The organism is Alistipes sp. Marseille-P5061 (genome assembly GCF_900290115.1).
Classification (GTDB): Bacteria; Bacteroidota; Bacteroidia; order Bacteroidales; family Rikenellaceae; genus Alistipes; species Alistipes excrementigallinarum.
On record NZ_LT985749.1, the window covers coordinates 220,260 to 242,005 of the forward strand.

Annotated in this window: 14 protein-coding genes; 1 reads left to right on the plus strand and 13 read right to left on the minus strand. The window is 64.2% G+C overall.

The annotated features are described in order from the left end of the window. Positions 1 to 2: 2 nt before the first annotated feature. The 11 genes from purM to C8267_RS04885 form a co-directional block, all read right to left on the minus strand. Positions 3 to 1,028 carry a phosphoribosylformylglycinamidine cyclo-ligase gene (gene purM, locus C8267_RS04835; RefSeq protein WP_106633880.1) on the minus strand — a complete coding sequence of 342 codons (1,026 nt, stop codon included), beginning with the start codon at positions 1,026 to 1,028 and terminating at the stop codon, positions 3 to 5. A 57-nt stretch (positions 1,029 to 1,085) separates the two neighbouring features. Continuing rightward, complete coding sequence (purF, locus tag C8267_RS04840; protein WP_087361442.1) at positions 1,086 to 2,501, minus strand: amidophosphoribosyltransferase; 1,416 nt, start codon at positions 2,499 to 2,501, stop codon at positions 1,086 to 1,088. Position 2,502: 1 nt separating this feature from the next. After that, positions 2,503 to 3,219, minus strand: a complete 717-nt coding sequence (gene purC, locus C8267_RS04845) for a phosphoribosylaminoimidazolesuccinocarboxamide synthase (protein ID WP_106633881.1) — start codon at positions 3,217 to 3,219, stop codon at positions 2,503 to 2,505. Positions 3,220 to 3,284: 65 nt separating this feature from the next. Further along, positions 3,285 to 6,998, minus strand: a complete 3,714-nt coding sequence (locus C8267_RS04850; protein WP_106633882.1) for a phosphoribosylformylglycinamidine synthase — start codon at positions 6,996 to 6,998, stop codon at positions 3,285 to 3,287. Between the two features lie 42 nt (positions 6,999 to 7,040). Then, on the minus strand, positions 7,041 to 8,132 hold the full coding sequence (gene purK, locus C8267_RS04855) for a 5-(carboxyamino)imidazole ribonucleotide synthase (protein WP_106634167.1): 1,092 nt from the start codon (positions 8,130 to 8,132) through the stop codon (positions 7,041 to 7,043). Between the two features lie 65 nt (positions 8,133 to 8,197). Further along, the gene (purE, locus tag C8267_RS04860) at positions 8,198 to 8,665 is read right to left on the minus strand and encodes a 5-(carboxyamino)imidazole ribonucleotide mutase (protein ID WP_087361448.1); all 468 of its coding nucleotides are present in this window, start codon (positions 8,663 to 8,665) and stop codon (positions 8,198 to 8,200) included. Positions 8,666 to 9,056: 391 nt separating this feature from the next. Continuing rightward, on the minus strand, positions 9,057 to 11,393 hold the full coding sequence (locus tag C8267_RS04865) for a GH92 family glycosyl hydrolase (RefSeq protein ID WP_106633883.1): 2,337 nt from the start codon (positions 11,391 to 11,393) through the stop codon (positions 9,057 to 9,059). Positions 11,394 to 11,422: 29 nt separating this feature from the next. After that, entirely contained in the window at positions 11,423 to 13,606 is a 2,184-nt protein-coding gene (locus C8267_RS04870; RefSeq protein ID WP_106633884.1) for a GH92 family glycosyl hydrolase, read from the minus strand. 36 nt (positions 13,607 to 13,642) lie between these two features. Beyond that, a complete protein-coding gene (locus C8267_RS04875; RefSeq protein WP_106633885.1) occupies positions 13,643 to 15,910 on the minus strand; it encodes a GH92 family glycosyl hydrolase in 2,268 nt (755 codons plus the stop codon). Positions 15,911 to 15,914: 4 nt separating this feature from the next. After that, a complete protein-coding gene (locus C8267_RS04880) occupies positions 15,915 to 16,925 on the minus strand; it encodes a glycoside hydrolase family 130 protein (RefSeq protein WP_087361456.1) in 1,011 nt (336 codons plus the stop codon). A gap of 59 nt (positions 16,926 to 16,984) precedes the next feature. After that, positions 16,985 to 18,331, minus strand: a complete 1,347-nt coding sequence (locus tag C8267_RS04885) for an MFS transporter (RefSeq protein ID WP_087361458.1) — start codon at positions 18,329 to 18,331, stop codon at positions 16,985 to 16,987. 151 nt (positions 18,332 to 18,482) lie between these two features. Between C8267_RS04885 and C8267_RS04890 the strand changes: the two genes are divergently transcribed. Beyond that, positions 18,483 to 18,683, plus strand: a complete 201-nt coding sequence (locus tag C8267_RS04890) for a cell division protein FtsA (RefSeq protein ID WP_234025696.1) — start codon at positions 18,483 to 18,485, stop codon at positions 18,681 to 18,683. A gap of 84 nt (positions 18,684 to 18,767) precedes the next feature. On the opposite strand, the gene C8267_RS04895 is transcribed toward C8267_RS04890, so the two are convergent. Both C8267_RS04895 and C8267_RS04900 read right to left on the minus strand, forming a co-directional pair. Next, complete coding sequence (locus C8267_RS04895; RefSeq protein WP_106633886.1) at positions 18,768 to 20,288, minus strand: BACON domain-containing protein; 1,521 nt, start codon at positions 20,286 to 20,288, stop codon at positions 18,768 to 18,770. Between the two features lie 20 nt (positions 20,289 to 20,308). Then, positions 20,309 to 21,733 (minus strand): BT_3987 domain-containing protein, encoded by a 1,425-nt coding sequence (locus tag C8267_RS04900; protein ID WP_106633887.1) that lies wholly within the window; start codon positions 21,731 to 21,733, stop codon positions 20,309 to 20,311. Positions 21,734 to 21,746 lie beyond the last annotated feature (13 nt).

Sequence of the window (21,746 nt, forward strand, 5' to 3'; positions counted from 1 at the left end):
CACTAACGGATGACGACCCCTTCGGTGTCGGTCACGCGGCCGATGACCGAGGCCTTCTCGCCTGCGGCCGTCAGGATGTCGATGGCACGCTGCGCCTCCGAAGAGTCGAGGGCGATGACCATGCCGATACCCATGTTGAAGATGTTGAACATCTCGCGGTGAGGCACCTTGCCGTACTTCTCGAGGAAGCGGAAGACGGGGAGAATCTCCCACGTGCCCTCCTCGATGTCGAGACCCTGGCCGTCGTGCAGGATGCGGGGAATGTTCTCGTCGAAGCCGCCGCCCGTGATGTGGCTGATGCCGTGGACATCGCAGTTGCGAATCACCTCGAGCACCTGCTTCACATAGATTTTCGTCGGCGTGAGCAGCACCTCGCCCAGCAGGTTGTGCGACAGCTCGGGGTAGACCTTGTGGAGGTCGAAGCCGTTGTCGGCCACAATCTTGCGCACGAGGCTGAAGCCGTTCGAGTGCACGCCGCTCGAGGCGATGCCCACCAGCACGTCGCCCACCTTGACCTTCGAGCCGTCGATGAGCTTCGACTTCTCGACCACGCCGACCGTGAAGCCCGCGATGTCGTACTCGCCGGCTGCATACATGCCCGGCATCTCGGCCGTCTCGCCGCCCACCAGAGCGGCACCCGCCTGACGGCACCCTTCGGCCACACCCGCTACGATGGCCTCGATTTTACGGGGTTCGTTGTGCCCCACGGCCACATAGTCGAGGAAGAGCAGCGGTTCGGCACCCTGGGCCAGCACGTCGTTGACGCACATCGCCACGGCGTCGATGCCGATTGTGTCGTGTTTGTCCATTTCGAAAGCCAGTTTGAGCTTCGTGCCCACGCCGTCCGTGCCGCTGACCAGCACGGGTTCCTTCACGCCGAGCGACGCCAGGTCGAACATACCGCCGAAGGCGCCGATATTACCCATCGTACCCGGGCGCGAGGTCGATGCCACATGCTTCTTGATGCGCCGCACCACTTCGTATCCGGCTTCGAGATTCACGCCGGCCTTTTCATAGGATTGAGCCATGAAATTCTATTGTTTTTAAGGTTCTTACTTCAATTCTTCTTATCTGTCTCTGCGAGGCTATTTGCCATCCTTGTTGGCCTCCTCCACACGGCTGTAGAGCGCCGTGGGATAGTGCCCCGTGAAGCAGGCCATGCAGAGCTCCTTGCGGTTGCCGGCCTTGAGCACCGACTCGGGCGAGAGGAAGGAGAGCGAGTCGGCCCCGATTTCGGCGCAGACCTCCGCGCAGTTCTTGCGGGCCGAGATGAGCTCGTCGTAGGTCGAGGTGTCGACCCCGTAGAAGCAGGGGTTCGTCATCGCGGGGCTGGCGATGCGGACATGCACCTCGGTGGCTCCCGCCTGCCGAAGCATCGCCACGATGCGCCGCGAGGTGGTGCCGCGCACAATCGAGTCGTCGACCAACACCACGCGCTTGCCGCGCACGATGGTCCGCACGGCCGAGAGCTTCATCCGCACGCCCTTCTCGCGCAGCTCCTGCGAGGGCTGGATGAAGGTGCGGCCGATGTACTTGTTCTTGATGAGCCCCATCTCGTAGGGCAGTCCGCTCGCCTCGGCATAGCCCATCGCGGCACTGAGGCTCGAATCGGGGACTCCCACCACGATGTCGGCCACGGCGGGCGCCTCGCGGAAGAGCAGACGTCCCGACTCCTTGCGGTAGGCGTGGACGTTGCACCCCTCAATGTCGCTGTCGGGGCGCGCGAAGTAGATGTACTCCATCGCGCACATCTCGTGGCGCTTGTACATCGAGTAGTCGCTGCTGCGAATCCCCTTCTCGTCGATGGTGACGATTTCGCCCGGCTCGACGTCGCGCACGAACTCGGCGCCGATGACGTCGAAGGCGCAGGTCTCGCTGCTGAGCACGTAGCCCTCGCCCAGCCGTCCAATCGAGAGGGGGCGCAGTCCGTACTTGTCGCGGCAGGCATAGATGCGGTTGCCCGTCATAATCAGGAAGGCGAAGGCCCCTTCGAGCATGTTCAGCGCATCGATAATCGAGTAGATGCGCGGACGGTCGTGGTAGCGGGTCTCCTTCTTGATGAGGTGGGCCAGAATCTCGCTGTCGGAGGTCGACTGGAAGAGGCTTCCCTTGTTCTCGAGGTACTCGCGCAGCAGCTGCGAGTTGACGATGTTGCCGTTGTGCGCCAGGGCGAAGTCGCCCGAGTTGTGGCGGAAGAGGAAGGGCTGGATGTTCTCCGCACCGCCGCCGCCCGTGGTCGCATAGCGCACGTGGCCGATGGCCATGCTGCCGCGCAGGGTGGCGAGCTTCGCCTCGTCGAAGACCTCGGTCACCAGTCCGGCTCCCTTGATGCGGCGGAAGTTCTTCCCGGCGTCGACGGCCACGATGCCGGCGCCCTCCTGCCCGCGGTGCTGCAGGGCGTGGAGTCCGTAGTAGGTCAGCGAGGCCGCATTGGGCACCCCGTAGACACCGAAGACGCCGCACTCCTCGTGCAACTCGCGCTCTTGAATCTTCTCTATCATGTCAGGCACAGATTTTTTTCAGTCGGTTGAGAATCTCCTCATAGGCCTCGCGCACACGGCCCAGGTCGCGGCGGAAGCGGTCCTTGTCCAGACGCTCGCCGGTCGTCATGTCCCACAGGCGGCAGGTGTCGGGCGAAATCTCGTCGGCCAGGATAATCCGCCCGTCGGAGGTGCGGCCGAACTCGATTTTGAAATCGACCAGGGTGATGTTGATGCGGGCGAAGAGCTCCTTCAAAACCTCGTTGATGCGGGCCGTCATCCGGTAGATGCGGTCCAGCTCCTCGTAGGTCACCAGCCCCAGCGCCACGGCGTGGTGGTCGTTGATGAGCGGGTCGCCCAGCTCGTCGCGCTTGTAGCAGATGTCGTAAATCACGTTCGACGGCCGCGTCCCCTCCTCGATGCCGAGCCGCTGCGCCATCGACCCTGCGATGACGTTGCGGACGATGACCTCGAGCGGGATAATCTCGACGCGGCGGCACAGCTGCTCGCGTTCGTTGAGCGTGCGGACGTAGTGGGTTTCGACGCCCGCCCGGGCGAGCTGCTCGAAGATGAGTGCCGAGATGGCGTTGTTCAGAATGCCCTTGTTCACGATGGTGGCCTTCTTGATGTTGTTGAACGCCGTAGCCGCATCCGTATAGTGGATGATGACATACTCCGGGTCGTCCGTGCTGAACACCTGCTTGGCCTTGCCGTCGTAAAACTTTTCGAGCTTTTGCATGGTTTGTATTCTGTATCTTGTGTTTGTTGCTTATACTGCTTGAATTCCGGGGTTCACGGCGCCCTCTACCGCTTGCGGAAGTAGTTCACCGCATTGCGGAAGATGGCCTGCTCGCGGTTGCCCGCAATGTTCTTGTAGAGGTTCTCCTCCCAGCGCTCCGTGTGGCCCATCTTGCCCAGAATCTGGCCGTCACGCGAGATGAGGCCCTCGATGGCGAAGTTCGAGCCGTTGGGGTTGCAGGGAGCCTCGGCCGTGGCGCGACCCTCGGAGTCGGCATACTGGAAGGCCACCTGCCCGTTGTCGAAGAGCTCCTGCGCCAGCTCGTCGCTCACCACGAACTTGCCCTCGCCGTGGCTGACGGCAATCGAGTGCAGTTCGCCCAGTTCGAAGCCGGCCAGCCAGGGCGAGTTGAGCGACGCCACGCGCGTCGTGACAATCTGCGAGACGTGGCGGTTGATGTCGTTGCGGAAGAGCGTCGGCGAGGAGTCGTTCACCATGCCCAGACGGCCGTAGGGAAGCAGTCCCGACTTGACCAGCGCCTGGAAGCCGTTGCAGATGCCCAGAATCAGGCCGCCGCGGTCGAGCAGCGCATGAATCTCGGCGGCGATTTCGGCGTTGTTCAGCACGTTGACGATGAACTTGCCGCTGCCGTCGGGCTCGTCGCCGGCCGAGAAGCCGCCGCTGAGCACCAGGATGTGGCAGCGGGAGATGTGCTCCTTCATCTGCTGAATCGAGCGCAGGATGTCGTCGCCCTCGAGGTTGCAGAGCACGCTCGTCGTCACCTCGGCGCCCGCCAGACGGAAGGCCTTGGCCGTATCGTAGTCGCAGTTCGTACCGGGGAAGACCGGCAGATAGGCCACCGGATGCTCGACCGCCTCGCCTTCGTAGTGGAACACGCGGCGCTCGGGCGTGGTCTCGACCACCTCGGCGTGGTTCTCGCCCTTGTCGGGATAGATGGTGGCGAACTTCTCGGTGTTGGCGCGGTAGAGCTCGTCGAGCGGCATGCGCACACCGTTGACAATCAGCGCCTCGTCGGCGACGGTCTCACCCAGCAGCTCGGCCGAGGGGTAGTCCAGCTCGACGGCGCTCTCGACCAGAATCGAGCCGTAGGCGTAGTCGAAGAGCGCATGCTCGTCCATCTTCACCTGCGCACCGATGCGGTTGCCGAAGGCCATCTTGGCCAGACCCTCGGCAACGCCGCCGAAGCCCACCGACCAGGCCGAGAGGATGTCGCCCCGCTCGATGCAGTCGCTCACGAAGCCGAAGTTGGCCTTGAGCTGCTCCGTATAGGGCATGTAGCTTGCGCGCGGCGTGTGGCGCACGAGGTAGAGGCGGCTGCCCGGCCGCTTGAAGTCGGTCGAGATGACCTGCCCGGCGTTGACCGTCGTGATGCCGAAGGCCATCAGCATCGGGGGCACGTTGATATCCTGGAAGGTTCCCGACATGGAGTCCTTGCCGCCGATGGAGGGGAGCCCCAGCTCCACCTGCATGCGCAGCGCGCCGAGCAGCGCGCCGAGCGGCTTGCCCCACGAGGTCGGGTTCTTGGTCATGCGTTCGAAATACTCCTGGTAGGAGTAGCGCATCCGGTTGTAGCGCGCACCTGCGGCCACCACCTTCGCCGCAGCCTCAACCACGGCATAGGCCGCCCCGTGGTAGGGGCTCCACGATGCCAGGAAGGGGTTGTAGCCGAAGGCCATGATGCTGGCCGTATCGGTGTAGCCGTCGGTCGGGAGCTTCTGCACCGAGACCTGCGTCTCGCTCCCCTGCGTCCGGCCGCCGAAGGGCATGAGCACCGTCGAGCGGCCAATCGTCGAGTCGAACATCTCGATGAGGCCCCGCTGCGAGAGGACGTTGTCGTCGCTCAGATTGGCGGCCATCTTCTCGGCGAGCGTCGCACCAGGCAGCTCGCGGCGGAAGGGGTCGCGCTGCTCGACGCGGCCGATGCGCGCCTGGGCATAGTGCCGGGCGCCGGCGCTGTCGATGAATTCGCGCGAGAGGTCGACCACCAGACGGTCGCCGTTGTACATCCGCATGCGCTCCGTGTCGGTCACCTCGGCCACCTGCACCACCTCGATGTTCTCCTCGCGACAGTACTTCATGAACTCCTCGGCATCCTTCGCCTCGACCACCACGGCCATGCGCTCCTGCGACTCGCTGATGGCCAGCTCCGTCGCATTCAGACCGCTGTACTTCACCCGCACGCGGTCGAGGTGGATGTCCAGTCCGTCGGCCAGCTCGCCGATGGCGACGCTGACGCCGCCGGCGCCGAAGTCGTTCGACTTCTTGATGAGGCGCGTCACCTCGGGACGGCGGAAGAGCCGCTCGAGCTTGCGCTCCTCGGGGGCGTTGCCCTTCTGCACCTCGCTGCCGCACGTCTCGAGCGACTTGGCGTTGTGCTCCTTCGACGAGCCGGTCGCTCCGCCGATGCCGTCACGGCCCGTACGGCCGCCCAGCATCAGGATGACGTCGCCCGGCTGCGGCTTCTCGCGGCGCACCGACTCGGCCTTGACGGCGCCCACCACGGCGCCCACCTCGAGGCGCTTGGCCACATAGCCCTCGTGATAGATTTCGCGCACGTGGGTCGTGGCCAGACCAATCTGGTTGCCGTAGCTCGAGTAACCGGCCGCGGCCTTGTGGGTGATGACCCGCTGCGGCAGCTTACCCGGCAGCGTGTCGCTCACCTTCTGGTAGATGTTGCCCGCACCCGTCACGCGCATCGCCTGGTAGACGTAGCTGCGGCCCGACAGCGGGTCGCGGATGGCGCCGCCCAGACAGGTCGACGCACCGCCGAAGGGCTCGATTTCGGTCGGGTGGTTGTGGGTTTCGTTCTTGAACTGCAGCAGCCAGCGCTCCGTGCGTCCGTCGACGTCGACGTCGACATAGACCGAGCAGGCGTTGTTCTCGTCGCTCACCTCGAGGTCGTCCAGCAGCCCGTGCTTGCGCAGGTAGCGGGCGCCGATGGTGGCCAGGTCCATCAGGCAGATGCTCTTCTGCTCGCGGCCCAGTTCGCGGCGGATGCGCAGGTAGAGCGCGAGCGACTCCTCGATGTCGCCCCGCACGAACGACTCCTCGACCGAGATATCCTCGAGGTGGGTCGTGAAGGTGGTGTGGCGGCAGTGGTCGCTCCAGTAGGTATCGAGAATCCTGAGTTCGGTTTCATAGGGGTCGCGGCCCTCGCGGCGGAAGTAGTTGACCACCTCGCGCAGGTCGTCGGCGTTCATCGCCAGGCCGTAGCGCTTGCAGTAGGGCTCCAGCTCCTCCTCGCCCATCTGGCGGAAGCCTTCGAGCTCCGGCACGGGCTTCACCTCGGCATGCTCGAGGTCGGTCAGACGGCTGAGGTCCTTCTCGCGCGACTCGACGGCGTTGATGTAGTAGTGGCGGATGCGGGCCAGCTCCTCGTCGGTCACGCCGTTGTCGAAGAGCAGCAGCTTGGCCGAACGGATGTTGACCTGGGCCGAGGGGTCAATCAGCCGCACGCAGTCGATGGCCGACGCGGCGCGCTGGTCGAACTGGCCGGGAAGGAACTCCACGGCGATGTACTTGCGCCCCTCCAGGTCGCATGAATCGCTCACCGTGTCGGTCACCACCTCGCCGAAGACGCGGTAGCGGCTCTTCTCGAGCAGCTCCTCCGTGAAGCCGAACAAATCGTAGATGTTCAGCAGCCGCAGCTCGGCGATGTGCAGATTCAGGTTGTCGTTCAGCTCGCGGCGGAGGCTCTCCGCCTCGACGCGGAAGCGGGGACGCTTCTCGACGAAAATTCGGTAATTGGACGTTTTCATGTATGCTCTTTTGTTTCTTTTTTCCTCGCTCTTCGCGGCCGACTACCGCACGAAGCGGTCGCGCCACTCCCGGTCGTAGCGCTCGGGGGTCATCCCCACGAAGGTGATGTGGCCCATCTTGCGCTTGGGGCGGCTCTCCGTCTTGCCGTAGATGTGGACGTAGACCCCGTCATGGTCCTCGGCCGCAATGCGCTGCGCCGCCTCGAGGTCCTGGCCCAGGATGTTCTTCATGACCGTCGGGGCGACCAGCCGGGGCTCCTCCAGCGGCAGGCCCAGCAGGTAGCGGGCCAGCTCGCGGAACTGGTTGGTCGTACACCCCTCAATCGTATAGTGTCCGCTGTTGTGGGGCCGCGGCGCCATCTCGTTGAAGTAGAACTCGCCGTCGCGGATGAAGTACTCGATGGCGAGGATGCCCTCATAGCCGCACCGCCGCATGAACTCGGCGCTGAGCCGCTTCATGCGCCCGAGCAGCTCGGCCGACATCTCGGCCGGCACGAAGCAGAGGTCCAGAATGCCGTCGCGGTGGACGTTGCGCCCCACGGGGAAGCTCACCACCCGCTCCGCGTCGGCGACCATCACGATGCTGGCCTCGTAGTCGAAGGGGACGAACTCCTCCAGAATGCAGGGTACCGAGAGCATGGGCAGCGCCCGGCGGATATCCTCCTCGGTGCGCAGCACCGCCTGACCGTGGCCGTCGTAGCCCAGCGTGCGGGTCTTCAGCACGGCCGGAAGCCCGAGCGATGCGACGGCCGCACGCAGCGAGGCCTCGTCGTCGACCGCCTCGTAGCGCGGCGTGAGCAACCCGTTCCGGCGGGCATTCTCCTTCTCGCGCAGGCGGTCCTGCGAGTCGTAGAGCGGATGGTATCCCTGCGGGATGTTGTAGCGCTCGACCAGCGGGATGAGGATGTCGCCCGGCACGTTCTCGAACTCGTAGGTCACCACGTCGGCACGGCGGCAGAGCTCCTCGACCGCCTGCGGGTCATCGAAACGCCCCACGATGCGGTCGTCGCAGCAGGCGAAGGCCGGGGCATCGGCCGCCGGGTCGAGGCAGACGACGCGCGCCCCGAGCAGGTGGGCCTGCTGGGCAATCATCAGCCCCAGCTGTCCGCCGCCGATGATTCCTATGGTTTTCATTTCGTTCATTTACAAATGGTTGTCAGCACGGAAGCGGACTCCGCACGGAGCTCCGCCCCGCCAATTCAGAGTTCGGCACGCAGCACGTCGGCCGTCTGCCTGGCGCGGAAGGCCTCGAGCTTTTCGGCCAGTGCGGCGTCCTGCAGCGCCAGAATCGAGACGGCCATCAGCGCCGCATTCTTCGCGCCGTTGATGGCCGTCGTGGCCACAGGCACACCCGCCGGCATCTGCACGATGGAGAGCAGCGAGTCCAGACCGTTGAGCGCGCGCGACTTCACGGGCACGCCCACCACCGGCAGCGTCGTCATCGCGGCGACCATGCCCGGCAGATGGGCCGCACCGCCCGCTCCGGCGATGATGACGCCCAGACCGCGGCTGCGGGCCGTCTTGGCATATTCGCACAGCAAATCGGGCGTACGGTGAGCGCTCACCACCCGCTTCTCGTACTCGACGCCGAACTGCTCGAGCATGGCCACGGCATCGGCCATCACCTCGTAGTCGCTCGTCGAACCCATAATAACTCCGACCTTCATAGTTTATCTGTTTTTATCTGTAAATCAACTCCAAAGCCCGGCACGCCTCCCGGTCGTGCGCCCCTTCGGCGGCGCTCCGACCCGGGAACAGGGCCGGGAGATACAAAGACAGACCGCCACAACATATCTGTCATGGCGGTCCTATCTATTCGCACAGAGTGCAGGCCGCTTGCCGCTCCTGCCCCGCTGCGCTCGTGGTCCGGTCAATCCGGTGCACCCGAGAGTGAAGAACAGAGCTGCCGCCCTGTCGTCTCCTGCGCCCTCGCCGGTCGTTATTGCCGATTCGTGTCATGAATTCGTCCGGATAAACCTGTCAATGGTCAAAACAACGTTACAAAAGTACGGTTTTCCGGACAACTTTCAAAATAACGGCACAGATTCTATCGACAAATTATCGACAATTTTCGCGGCTGAACGAGTAGGGAGCGTCCTCCTCGGCCGTTCCGCGCGTGGTGACGGGCTCTTCGGACATCGTGAAGTGCAGCCGCGCCCCCCGCTCCAGCTCCGAATGGCGGAGGAAGTTGTGCCCGTAGGGCTTCCCGTTGAGCTCGGCCGAGGCGATGTAGCGGCGGGCAGGGCCGTTTCCTTCGGCCTCGATGACCAGCTGCGCGCCGTTCTCCAGCGTGACGGTCGCCCGCGGGAAGAGGGGCGAGCCGATAACGTACTCGTCCGAGGCGGGGCAGACGGGATAGAAGCCCAGCGCCGAGAAGACGTACCAGGCCGACGTCTGTCCGTTGTCCTCGTCGCCGCAATAGCCGTCGGGACGGGCCGAATAGAGACGGTCCATCACCTCACGCGTCCACCACTGCGCCTTCCAGGGCTGGCCGGCGTAGTTGTAGAGGTAAATCATGTGCTGCGCCGGCTGGTTGCCGTGGGCGTAGTTGCCCATGTTGGCCACCTGCATCTCCGTGATTTCGTGAATCCGGAAGCCGTAGTAGCTGTCGTCGTAGACGGGCGGAACGACGAAGACCGAGTCGAGCATCCGCGCAAAGGCCTCGTGGCCGCCCATCAGCCGCGCGAGCCCCTCCACGTCGTGGAACACCGACCAGGTGTAGTGCCAGGCGTTGCCCTCGGTGAAGGCGTCGCCCCACTTGTAGGGGCTGAAGGGGCTCTGGAACGAGCCGTCGGCGTTGCGGCCGCGCATGAGGTGCGTCTCGGGGTCGAAGACGTTGCGGTAGTTCTTCGCACGCAGCGCCCAACGCTCCTGCTCCTCGGCCGGGCGGCCCAGCCGCTTGGCCGTCTGGAGGATGCACCAGTCGTCGTAGGCGTACTCGAGCGTGCGGGCCACGTTCTCCGGGATGTTGACGTCGTAGGGGACGTATCCCAGCTCGTTGTAGTACTCATGGCCCCAGCGGCCCGACGACGAGACCTCGGGATGGACATGCTCCGTGGCGTAGACCATCGCCTCGTAGAGCTTCGCCAGGTCGGCCGAGTCGGTAACGATGCCCTTGACCACGGCATCGGCTACCACCGAAGCGGAGTTGTTGCCCACCATGCAGCCGCGGTGGCCCGGGCTCGCCCACTCGGGCAGCAGCGCATTCTCGCGCGCCACGTTGGCCAGTCCGGCCTGAATCTCGGCGTTGACCGAGGGGTAGACCAGGTTGAGCAGCGGGAAGAGGCAGCGGAACGTATCCCAGAAGCCGGTATCGGTGTAGAGATAACCCGGACGCACCTCGCCGTTGTAGGGGCTGTAGTGGACGGGATTCCCCGCGGCGTCGATTTCGTAGAACTTGCGCGGGAAGAGCGTCGAGCGGTAGAGGCACGAATAGAAGGTGCGCATCTGCTCGTCGCTGCCCCCCTCGACGCGAATGCGGCCCAGGACGTCGTCCCAGCGCTGCTGCGCCTTGGCCGTCACCGTCTCGAAGTCGTCACTGCCCAGCTCGCTCTCAAGGTTGCGCACGGCCTGCTCGGGGGAGATGAACGACGAGGCGACGCGCACGTTGACCTGCTCGCCGCGCCGCGTGGCGAAGTGCACCTTGGCCACGGCATGCTCCCCCTCGACGCGCTTGCCGCCCTCGGGATAGAGCACGCGGCTGCCCGCCTTGTAGTCCGACGGCGAGTCGGTCAGCTCGATGCCCGAGAAGGGCTTGTCGAAGCGCAGGACGAAGTAGTTGCGGAAGTTGTCGGGCACGCCGCCGCTGTTGCGCGTCGTATAGCCGGCCAGCGTGTGGTCGTCGACCATCTCGATGCTCGACCCGCGGTCGAAGGCGTCGACCACCACGCCCGACTCCTCCGATTCGGGGAAGGTAAAGCGCAGGATGGCGGCCCGCTCGGTGGGGGCCACCTCGGCCTTGACGTCGTGGTCGGCCAGGTAGACCGAGTAGTAGTAGGGACGCGCCTGCTCGGACTGGTGCGAGAACCAGCTCTGGCGCGACTCCTCGTCCAGTTTGTCGTTGCCGCGCACGGGCATCACCGCGAACTGGCCGTAGTCGTTCATCCACGGCGAGGGCTGGTGCGTCTGCTTGAAGCCCCGGAGCGTATGGGCCCCGTAGGTGTAGGTCCACCCGTCACCCATGCGGCCCGTCTGGGGCGTCCAGAAGTTCATGCCCCACGGCAGGGCGATGGCCGGATAGGTGTTGCCGGCCGACAGCGAATAGTCGGACTGCGTCCCGACGAGCGTCGAGACATGCTCCGAAGGGCGGACAACCTCCTCCGCGCTCCGCGACGGAGCGCAGCAGGAGGTTGCAGCCATTGCGAGCACCGAAAGTGCCCAGAAGATGATTTTCATCGGCAGATGTCGATTCGTTTAGCGTTCATTCAGAGTTCATACCATACCTTCGGCTCGGAGCCCATCTCGAACTCCAGCACACCGCCCCGCGCCAGCGACTCGAAGTCGATGCAGGGCTTGTCGTACTCCTCGCCGTTGAACCGGACGCTCTGGATGTAGCGGTTCTCGGCCGAGTTGTTGTGGGCCACGATTGTCAGCAAGCCGTCGCGCACCTTCAGCTCGGCACGGTCGAAGAGCGGCGAACCGAAGAAGTAGCGGCCGCCGGCCGGCTCAACCTGATACATGCCCAGCGACGAGAGGATGTACCACGCCGACATCTGACCCGCGTCCTCGTTGCCCGAGAGTCCGTCGGGCTGGTCGTGGTAGAGCGTCGTGAGCACCTCGCGCACCTTGTCGGCCGTCTTCCAGGGCTGGCCAATCATCGTATAGAAGTAGAGCACGTGGTGGCTCGGCTCGTTGCCGTGGGCATACTGTCCGATGAGGCCCGAGATGTCGGGCGATGCGGCGCCGGCGAGCTCCGAGCTGACCGTGAAGAGCGAGTCGAGCTTGGCGGTGAAGGCCTCCTTAGAGCCGAAGCGCTCAATCAGACCCTCGACGTCGTGGGGCACCAGCCACGTATACTGCCAGGCGTTGCCCTCGCAGTAGTCGTCGCCGCGGTGGATGGCCGAGAAGGGGTCAAACGGCGTACGCCAGCCACCCTTCGAGTCGCGGCCGCGCAGGAAGTGCGTCTCGGGGTCGAACAGGTGGCGGTACGACTTGCTACGGTCGAGGAAGTAGGCGTAGTCCTCCTCCTTGCCCAGCTCGCGGGCCACCTGGGCCACCGACCAGTCGGCAATGGCATATTCGAGGTCGAAGGCCACCGCCTCGTTGTAGAGGTCGCAGGGGATGTAGCCGTACTGCATGCGCAGGTCCATACCCCGCTCGGGAACCATCGCCGAGGCCTTCAGCGCCTCGTAGGCCTCCTCACGGTTCGGCACGTAGCCCTTCAGCACGGCGTCGGCCAGCGCGCAGATGCCCGGATTGCCCACCATGCAGTCGGTCTCGTTGCCCACCAGGTGCCATACGGGCAGCTTGCCCTGCTGCTTGTAGATGTCGACCATCGTTGCGGCGATGTCCTGCATACGGTCCGGATGGATGAGCGTCATGAGCGGCTGTGCGGCACGGTAGGTGTCCCACAGCGAGAAGGTCGTATAGATGTGCGCACCCTCGGCGTTGTACGTCTTGCCGTCGGCGCCGCGGTAGTCGCCGTTCACGTCGCAGAAGGTCGAGGGGACAATCATCGTATGGTAGAGCGCCGTATAGAAAATCCGGCGGGCCGACGAATCGGCCGTCTCGATGCGCACACGGCCCAGCTCGTCGTTCCAGGCCGCATCGGCAGCCTGTGCCGTGGCCTCGAAGTCCCAGCCCGGCAGCTCGGCGGCGAGGTTCTCCTTCGCATTCTCGACCGAGACGGGCGAGATAGCCACCTTGAGCAGCAGCTCCTCACCCTCGGTGGTTGCGAACGAGGCACGGCCGTACATGTTGTTCTCACCCTTGAGCTCGAACGAGGTGAAGGGCTTCGAGAATTCGGCCGCAAAGTAGATTTTCTGGTCCTTGGCCCAGCCCGTCGAGTAGCGGTAGCCCGTCACGACGCGGTCGCCCTCGGCCTCCATGTGGGTCTCGGTAGCCTTGTCCCAGCAGCCGCCGTTCTCCAGGTCGATGACCACGGCCGCCTCGTCCGATGCGGGGAAGGTGTAGCGGTGCAGGCCCACGCGGTTGGTCGCCGTCAGCTCGGCGTCGATACCGTAGCGCAGCAGGCGCGTGCGGTAGTAGCCCGGGCGGGCCACCTCGTCGGCATGGCTGAAGTAGGACCAGAGGCCCGACTGCGGCTCATCCTCCGTTCCGCGGGCGTAGGTCACCTCGCCGATGACGGGCATCACCGTCACGTCGAACAGGTCGCCGATGCCCGTACCGCTCAGGTGCGTGTGCGAGAATCCGATGACCGTCGTGTCGGATACGTGGTAGCCCGAGCACCAGTCCCACGTCTGGGGAATGCTGGTGGGACCGAGCTGTACGGCGCCAAAGGGGACGTTGGCGCCCATGAAGACGTGGCCGTGGCCGCCCGTGCCGATGCGCATGTCGACCCACTGCGTCAGCGACTCGCTCTGGGGAGCCTTGCCGCAGGCGACCGCCGCTATTGCCGCGCCTATGGTGAAAATGGTTCTGAGTTTCATGGTCTATGGGGATGGTTTGGGGTTATAAAAACAATCTTAACGGTGCTCGTTGCTGAGGTCGAAGGTCAGCGTACCGCCCCGCAGCAGCTCCTCGTGGCTGATGCGGTACTTGCGAAGCGGTTTGCCGCCCAGCGACATCGAGCGGATGTAGATGTTGTCGGGAGCGTTGTCGCGCGTCTGGATGACCAGCTCGTCGCGCCCGTAGAAGCGCGGGTCGAGGCGGATGGTCACCTTGTCGAAGACGGGCGAGGTGAGCGTATAGTAGGGCTCGCCCGGACAGTCGGGATAGAGGCCCATCATCGAGAAGACAGCCCACGTCGACATTGTTCCCGTATCGTCGTTGCCGGGGATGCCGTCGGGCTCGGTGGTGAAGTACTTCGCCGTCAGACGGCGCACCTCGCGCTGCGTACGCCACTCCTCTCCCTTGAAGTAGCTGAAGAGGTAGGGATAGGCGATGTCGGGCTCGTTGGCCGGGTCGTAGAGGCCCGTGTCGAAGACCATCTGGAGCTTGTCGACGAACTTGCGCTTGCCGCCCATCAGTCGCGCCAGCCCCTCGACGTCGTGCGGCACGTAGAAGGTGTAGTTCCAGGCCGAACCCTCGTGGAAGCCCGGCGCTGCGGTGAAGTTCTCGCCCGCCTTCGGGTCGAAGGGGGTGAGGAACCGCCCCTCGAGCGTGATGGGGCGCAGCGTTCCGTACTCCTTGTCGTAGTAGTGGCGGTAGCCCAGCGAACGCTCGCGGAAGAGGCGGGCATCCTCCTTGCGGCCCAGCGAGTCGGCCAGACGCGAGAGGGCATAATCGGCGATGTAGTACTCCAGGGCATGCGACACGGAGGCGTCGCCGGCCAGGTCCTTGGCATAGAAGCCCAGCGGCACGTAGCCCCGCTCGATGTAGGGGTCGATGTCGGGACGCAGCCGGTTTTCGGCTCCGGGCGTGGTCGCCGACTTGATGAAGGCCTCGTAGGCGCTCTCCACGTCGAAGTCGCGCAGCCCCTTCATCCAGGTGTCGACGATGACCGGAATGGCCGGGTCGCCCTCCATGGTGAAGGTCTCGCGGCCGTAGAGCTCCCACTTGGGCATCCAGCCCCACTCCTTGTAGATGTCGACCATCGAGCGGACCATCTCAATCTGACGCTCGGGGTAGACCAGCGTCAGGAGCTGGTGCACGTTGCGGTAGGTGTCCCACAGCGAGAAGACCGTATAGCGGTTGCCCTTCACGGTGCGGATTTCGGAGCTCTCCATGACGGGGTACTCGCCGTTGACGTCCTGCAGCAGATTGGGGTGGATGAGCGCATGGTAAAGACCCGTGTAGAAGACCTCGCGCTGCTCGCGCGTACCGCCCTCGACACGGATGCGGCCCAGGTCGTCGTTCCAGCGCGCACGCGCCTCGGCGCGCACGGCGTCGAAGTCCTTGCCCTGCTGCTCGGCGTCGAGGTTCATGCGGGCGTTCTCCATCGAGACGAACGAGACGCCCATCTGCACCTCGATTTGCTCGCCCTCGGTCGTCCGGTAGGTGAACCACACGCCGATGTCGTCACCGGCCAGCTCCTTCGCATAGCGCGTATAGAGCTTGTAGCGACCGCTGTCCTTGTCCCACTCGGCCTCGACGCCCTGCTTCGGGGGCTGCATCTTCCAGTAGCCGACCGCCTCGGGACGCTTGTTGACACGCATGACGAAGTAAATCGGGAAGACCGCCTGCGGATTGTAGCAGAAGGTGCCCAGCAGCTTCGTCCCCTCGATTTCCGTATCGCTCACGCGGCGTACGAAGGCACCCGACTCGTTGGTCAGACCCTCGCCCAGGTTGAGCAGGATGTGGCTCTCGCCGGCCGGGAAGGTGAAGCGCGTCACGCCGCTGCGCAGCGTGGCCGATACCTCGGCCAGGATGCCGTACTTGTCCAGGAAGTTGGAGTAGTAGCCCGGCGAGGCCGTCTCGCGCGAATAGGTGCTGCCGTAGTTGTGGTAGTCCACATCGAGCGGGCCCGAGGTGGCCATCAGCAGCAGGGAGCCCATCTCGGGGCATCCCACGCCGCTGAGGTTCACGTGCGAAAAGCCGGTGAAGAACTTGTTGTAGTACTCGTAGGGCGTCGACCACCAGCGCGCGTCCTTGTCGTAGCGGTTCATATCGGAGCCCATCACGTTGAAGGGGGCCACCGACATCAGGCCGTTAGGGCAGACCGCGCCGGGGTTGGTCGTACCGAAGTTGGTCGTACCGATGAACGGATTGACGTAGTCGGCCGGTTCCTGCGCCGCAAGGGGGGCAACGGCAAGCGTTGCCGCCAGCGCCGCGAGCCAAAGCGTCCGTTTCATCGGCCTACAGGATTGAGTTCTTCTTCGTAAATTCGATGATTTCGGGGATGTAGCCGAATGCCAGGCCCGTCACCGTGTCGGCGCAGCCGTAGTAGACGGCCACGCGGCCCGTCTCGGGGTCATGCAGCGCCGCGCAGGGGAAGGTGACGTTGGGCACGTCGCCCATGCACTCGTAGGGCATCTGCGGCGTAATCAGATACGGGCCGCTGCGGGCCAGCACCTTCCAGGGCTGGTCGAGGTCGAGCAGCGCCGAGCCGAAGGCGTAGACATAGCCGTTGCACGAGCGCAGCACGCCGTGGTAGAAGAGCAGCCACCCCTCCGAGGTCTCGATGGGGATGGGGCCCGCACCGATTTTCATGCACTGCCAGGCGCTCACCTCGAATGCGGCGGGCGACATCACGTGGCGGTGGTGTCCCCAGTACTCCATGTCGGGGCTTTCGGAGTAGAAGATGTCGCCGAAGGGGGTGTGGCCCGTGTCGCTCGGACGCGACAGCATGGCGAACTTGCCGTTAATCTTGCGGGGGAACATCACGCCGTTGCGGTTGTAGGGCAGGAAGGCGTTCTCCAGCTGGTGGAAGGTCTTGAAGTCGGTCGTCCAGGCCACGCCGATGGTGGGGCCGTGGTAGCCGTTGCACCACGTCACGTAGTACTTGTCGTCGATTTTGGCCACACGCGGGTCATAGCCGTAGACCCACTCCCCCACTTCGGGGTCGGCACCCTCGAGGTGGAAATCCTCCTCCTCGATGTCCCAGTCGATGCCGTTGACCGAGAAGCCGACGTGAATCCGCATCCGGCGGTTGGTGTCGTCGCAGCGGAAGACGCCCGCATAGTTGTACTTGCCGTTCTTGAAGGGAACGACCGCCGAGTTGAAGATGCTGTTCGAGGTCGAAAGCAGGTTGCGCGGGATAATCGGGTTGGCCGAATAGCGCCAGAGCACCTCTTTCGAGCCGGCGGGACGCTCCTCCCACGGCATGTCCGGAAGCGCCGGACCTGCGATTTTCAGATTGCTGTTCATGAATTTACGCTTGTTTATTGGTTATCTTTTCATTTTTTCGAATCGTGTCGCCTGACTCATCAGTCGTTCTTCAGCTCCTCGTTCAGCTCGCTCGACGAAACCTCCTTGCCGTCGGGGTGGGTGAAGGGGACGAACCACGTGATGAGGAAGGCCGGAATGGTGGCGAACATCACGGCGATGAAGAAGAACTTGTAGCCCAACAGGTCGCTCAGGAAGCCCGAGGCCATGCCGGTGACCATCACCGAGAGGTTCATGATGCCCGAGGCGAAGGCGTAGTGGGCCATCTGGTGCTTGCCCGGGGCCACCTGCTGCATCATGAAGAGCGTGAGGCCCACGAAGCCGAAGCCGTAACCGAAGTACTCCAGGACGATGCCGCCGCCCACCAGCCACATCGACGAGGGCTGGAAGAGTGCCAGCAGCGCATAGACCGCAAAGGGGATGTTGAAGATGCAGCAGAGCGTGAAGAGCGTCCGCTTCAGGCCGCGGCCCGCGATGAAGTATCCGGCCAGCAGCGAGCCCAGCAGGAAGGCGCCGGCGCCGAACGAGCCGTAGTAGAGGCCGATTTGCTGGTTGCTCAGCCCAAGACCGCCAATCGAGGTGTCGGCCTTGAGGAAGAGGGGGACAATCTTCATCACGAAGCCCTCGCCCAGACGGTAGAGGATGATGAAGGCGATGTAGTACCAGATGTGGCGCTTGGCGAAGAACGAGGTGATGACCTCCCGCAGGCCGTCGAGCCCCTCGCGCAGCGAGTGTGCGCCCGAAGCGGGGGCGCCGCCCAGCGGCAGCACGCGGATGTGCCACAGGCCGGCGGCGACCATGATGGCGCCCAGAATCACCAGCACGATGGTCCACGCATGGCGGTAGGCCGCCACGTCGCTCGCGGCATCGGGGGCGAAGCGGTTGAAGAGCCAGCCGGCGAACCAGACCAGTCCGCCCGTGGCCACCAACTTGGCCAGGTTGTAGAAGGCCCCCTGCCAGCCGATGTACTTGGCCTGGTCCTGCGTCGAGAGCTCCGACATGTAGACGCCGTCGGCCGCGATGTCGTGCGTCGCGCCGCTGAAGGCGATGACGGCGAAGATGGCAATCGTGATGGCGAAGAACGACGGCAGGTGGAGCGCCAGCGCACCCACGCCGAAGAGCACGCCGCTGGCCAGCTGCGTCAGCACGACGAAGAACTTCTTGTTGCGGAAAATCTCGAGGAAGGGGCTCCAGAGGAACTTGATGGTCCAGGGCCACATGATGAGCGAGGTCCAGAAGGCAATCTGCGCGTCGGAGATTTCAAGGTCCTTGAACATCACCGCCGAGACCATGTTGAGCACCACGAACGGGAGGCCCATGGCAAAGTAAAGAGTCGGAACCCACGCCAGAGGCGAGTGTTTCGTGGATTGGGCATGTACCGGTTTCATTCAGGTCTAAAGGATGTAGGTTTGTGGGGATAAAATCCGGGGACAAAGATACAAAAAATTCGGGAGTTTCACACATTCGGCCGGGACATTACGCAACGATTCCGCAGTGCCGCCACCCCGCGCCCCGCCGCCGGAAAANTACCACAACGTGGTGCGCTACATCGCTTGCATCCCGATGGGTGCTACGGCCATCAACCGCGACATCCGGACGATGGGTGTCCCCGAGCGGCTGGTCGAGAGCCTCAAGCTGCGCTACGGCTCGGCGGGGGCCGGACTGGCGCCCCGAGACAAGCCCGGCCGCGTGGAAGGGCGCCCGGCCCGCGGCGCGGAGGAGATTCTCTGGCTCTTTTAAACCTCCGGCCCCGCCGCCGGAAAAAGAGCGGGCGTCCGGCCGAAGACCGAACGCCCGCACCCTGCAAATCGGGTCGAAACACCATCAATCCACCCACACGATTTCCACGGACGACGTCGTGCCGCGGTAAACCACATCCTCGGAGTGCACGCCCCGCTTCAGGTAGAGAATATAACCTGCATAGGTAATGTACGAAACGTCGATGCGCTTGAGGTTGGGCACCTGCGTCATGTCGAACTTCGTGCAGACGCAGTTGTCGCCGGCCTTCACCTCGAGCGGCTGCGAGCTGATGAGGGTGAACTTCGGCGGATAGACCATCTCCCACCACTTCTCGCCGACCTGGAGCTTCGTTCCCGAGATGTCGACCAGCATCACCGGCGCATCGCCCAGGTTCATCAGCTCGACGGGGTTGGTCTCGAACTTCAGGTCGCTCAGCTTCGTGTTGGCCGAGAGGTCGACCTCCTTGACCATGTTGTTGGTGAAGTTGAGCGAGACGAGCTCCGTGAAGCCCTCGATACCCTTCAGGGACTCAATCTTCAGACCGCTGCAATCCATCTCCTGGAGCTCCATGCCGGCATCCGTGAGCTGGCACTTCGTGCCGTCGGCCGCCACGACATAGCCCTTCTGGAGCAGGAAGTTGCGGAAGGCCTCATCGGGCACGTCGACAATCGGAGCGTCCGACTCGACAATCTGCGAGATGTTCACGTTGGCCGTCGCACCCCCCTCGACCGCACGCAGCACCACCACGGCGTTGCGCGTCATCGAGGCTTCGTCGACCTCGAAGGTCTCGACCGTACGGCGCAGGGGACCCTCCCCCGCCGACTCCTCGCTCGACGTATGGCGGCACCACGAGGCAGCCTCGGCGGGAATCTCGACCGTATAGTCGACGTTGGCGTCGACCTGGACGGTAATGACGCCACCCTCGGGCTCGACCGGATAGGTGTCGGCGTCGACCAGAATCGCATCGTTCTGCAGCTGGGCCACGGTAATCTCACGCGTCTGGCCGCCCTCGCCCGTCACGCGCAGCAGACCTTCGCGGGCCGCATAGGTCGTATTCTCGGCCACGGTCAGATAGATGTACGAACGCTCGGGCATGCCGGCACGCGAAACGGGGGTCGTGTCGCTCACCCAGTCGCTGCACGACGGGTCGAGCTCCCAAGTCAGGGCCACGTTCGCATCGATGCGGATGCGGAACTCGCCGCCGGCCGATGCCACCTCGTAGCGGTCCTTGTCGGCCTCGACCACCACGCCGCCTTCCTGGCTGACGGTCATCTTGCACGACTTGCCGCCGCTCATGAAGGTGTAGACCACGCTGCGGGCCTCGTAGCCGGTGTTCTCGTCGACGGTGAAGTGCACCTCGGCACCCGCCGCGCCCTCCGTCACATCGGGGCGGCACCACTCCTTCCTGCCGGCCAGCCGCCAGTCGCCGCTGCTCTTGACCGTCACCGCGAACTCGGTGCCGGCGGCCGGGAGCGGCTCCTGTTCGCCGCCCGTGACCTCAATCCAGTCGGTCACCTCGGGCGTTACCGGCGCTTCGGTATTCTCCTCGCTGCAGCCGGCCAACAGCATCGTCGCCGCTGCAAACGCTATCATCATTCTTTTCATTGTTCCAAATACGCTTTTCGTTACCAATCCTTGCCGTAATCATATCCGCGCTTGACGGTCTGCTCGCCGTAGACCACGCTCGACACCTGCGAGAAGCGCCCCACGTAGCTCTGGCGCTTGTCGGTGCGCAGGTCGTACCACACCATCACGCCGTAGCCACCCTCGTGCAGCTTCTGAATCTCCGCATCGGAAAGCGAGTCGCCCGTGTACTGGTCGGAATCGGGGTTCAGGCAGATGGAATAGGGCCCCCACTGCCCGGGCATCAGCCCCAGGAAGTTCTTCATCGAGTTGTAGTCGGCGTAGAGGTAGGAGCTGTTCCATGCATAGTCGACCACCTCGCCGATGCGCTTGCCGTCAATCGGGTTGTAGAACGAGGTGTGGCCGTAGGCGTAGAGCGTCACCAGCTTGTCGGGCATCACGCGGCGCGTCTCGATGAGCAGACGGCCGTAGAGCTCCGACGAGGGGACGAGGAAGCCCGGAGCTTCGTCCGCACGCGAGGGGTAGTCGCTCCACTCGTCGTCGAAGTCGACACCGTCCAGCCCGTAGGTGTCGACCACCACGCGCAGCTCGCGGGCGAACTCGCGCGCGCCCTCGGCCGAGAGGTTGGCCACGCCGATGCGGTCGTGGTTGCCCAGAATCGTCAGGCAGACGCGGATGCCGAGTGCCTGCAGCGGCGCGATGTACTTGTCGCGATTGGCCAGCAGGTGGGCGACGTTGTCGTTGAAGTGGACGTAGGCACGGCCGCTCGCGGCGTCGTAGTTGATGTTCGCCGCAAAGATGTTGACGATGTCGAAGAAGGGTTTGCCGCTGTCGGCCAGGAAGTAGTTCACGGCGTTGAGCGGGTTCATGTCGTTGACCTCGAAGTAGGAGACCATCGTAAAGCCGCCCGGCTTGGTCGTATCGGGACGCGCGCCCGAGACCTTCACCAGCAGATAGAGCGCCTTGCGGTCGGCGGCCGGGGCAATGCCCGCGGTCTTGACGTCGAAGGAGACGGGCAGCAGGTAGGTCTGCCCCTCGACCGCACCCTCGCCCGGCATGAGGTTGAGGGCCATGTAGTCCGAGAAGACATCCTCGGGGCCAATCAGCACGGCTCCGTTCTCCTCGAGCGAAACCTGGCTCTCGGGGAAGAGTTCGAACGAGGTCTCATGCTCCTCGTTGTAGGCCTCCACCAGCTCGGGCGCCACACGCAGCGTGGCATCCACGGCACGGCCGGCCACGTGGGTCAGACCCAGCCGTACGGTGCTCCGCACGGCCTGGCCGCGCAGCTCGACCGTCGTTTCGCTCTTGCCGCTCTCGCTCTGGAGGTAGGCTTCGATTCCTTGCTCACCGGCCGCGCCTCCGTTCTGCTCCGAGCCCGGAATCGAGATGTCGTCGGTGCAGGAGACCGCCGCGAAGGCCCAGCATCCGAGCAGGCATCCGGCGGCTAATTTATGCAGTATGTTCATGGGTTGATTCGTT

Bases quoted from the DNA above. Each gene is read 5' to 3' on its own strand.
- purM (WP_106633880.1), bottom strand. From the start codon at position 1,028: ATGGCTCAATCCTATGAAAAGGCCGGCGTGAATCTCGAAGCCGGATAC.
- purF (WP_087361442.1), bottom strand. From the start codon at position 2,501: ATGATAGAGAAGATTCAAGAGCGCGAGTTGCACGAGGAGTGCGGCGTC.
- purC (WP_106633881.1), bottom strand. From the start codon at position 3,219: ATGCAAAAGCTCGAAAAGTTTTACGACGGCAAGGCCAAGCAGGTGTTC.
- C8267_RS04850 (WP_106633882.1), bottom strand. From the start codon at position 6,998: ATGAAAACGTCCAATTACCGAATTTTCGTCGAGAAGCGTCCCCGCTTC.
- purK (WP_106634167.1), bottom strand. From the start codon at position 8,132: ATGAAAACCATAGGAATCATCGGCGGCGGACAGCTGGGGCTGATGATT.
- purE (WP_087361448.1), bottom strand. From the start codon at position 8,665: ATGAAGGTCGGAGTTATTATGGGTTCGACGAGCGACTACGAGGTGATG.
- C8267_RS04865 (WP_106633883.1), bottom strand. From the start codon at position 11,393: ATGAAAATCATCTTCTGGGCACTTTCGGTGCTCGCAATGGCTGCAACC.
- C8267_RS04870 (WP_106633884.1), bottom strand. From the start codon at position 13,606: ATGAAACTCAGAACCATTTTCACCATAGGCGCGGCAATAGCGGCGGTC.
- C8267_RS04875 (WP_106633885.1), bottom strand. From the start codon at position 15,910: ATGAAACGGACGCTTTGGCTCGCGGCGCTGGCGGCAACGCTTGCCGTT.
- C8267_RS04880 (WP_087361456.1), bottom strand. From the start codon at position 16,925: ATGAACAGCAATCTGAAAATCGCAGGTCCGGCGCTTCCGGACATGCCG.
- C8267_RS04885 (WP_087361458.1), bottom strand. From the start codon at position 18,331: ATGAAACCGGTACATGCCCAATCCACGAAACACTCGCCTCTGGCGTGG.
- C8267_RS04895 (WP_106633886.1), bottom strand. From the start codon at position 20,288: ATGAAAAGAATGATGATAGCGTTTGCAGCGGCGACGATGCTGTTGGCC.
- C8267_RS04900 (WP_106633887.1), bottom strand. From the start codon at position 21,733: ATGAACATACTGCATAAATTAGCCGCCGGATGCCTGCTCGGATGCTGG.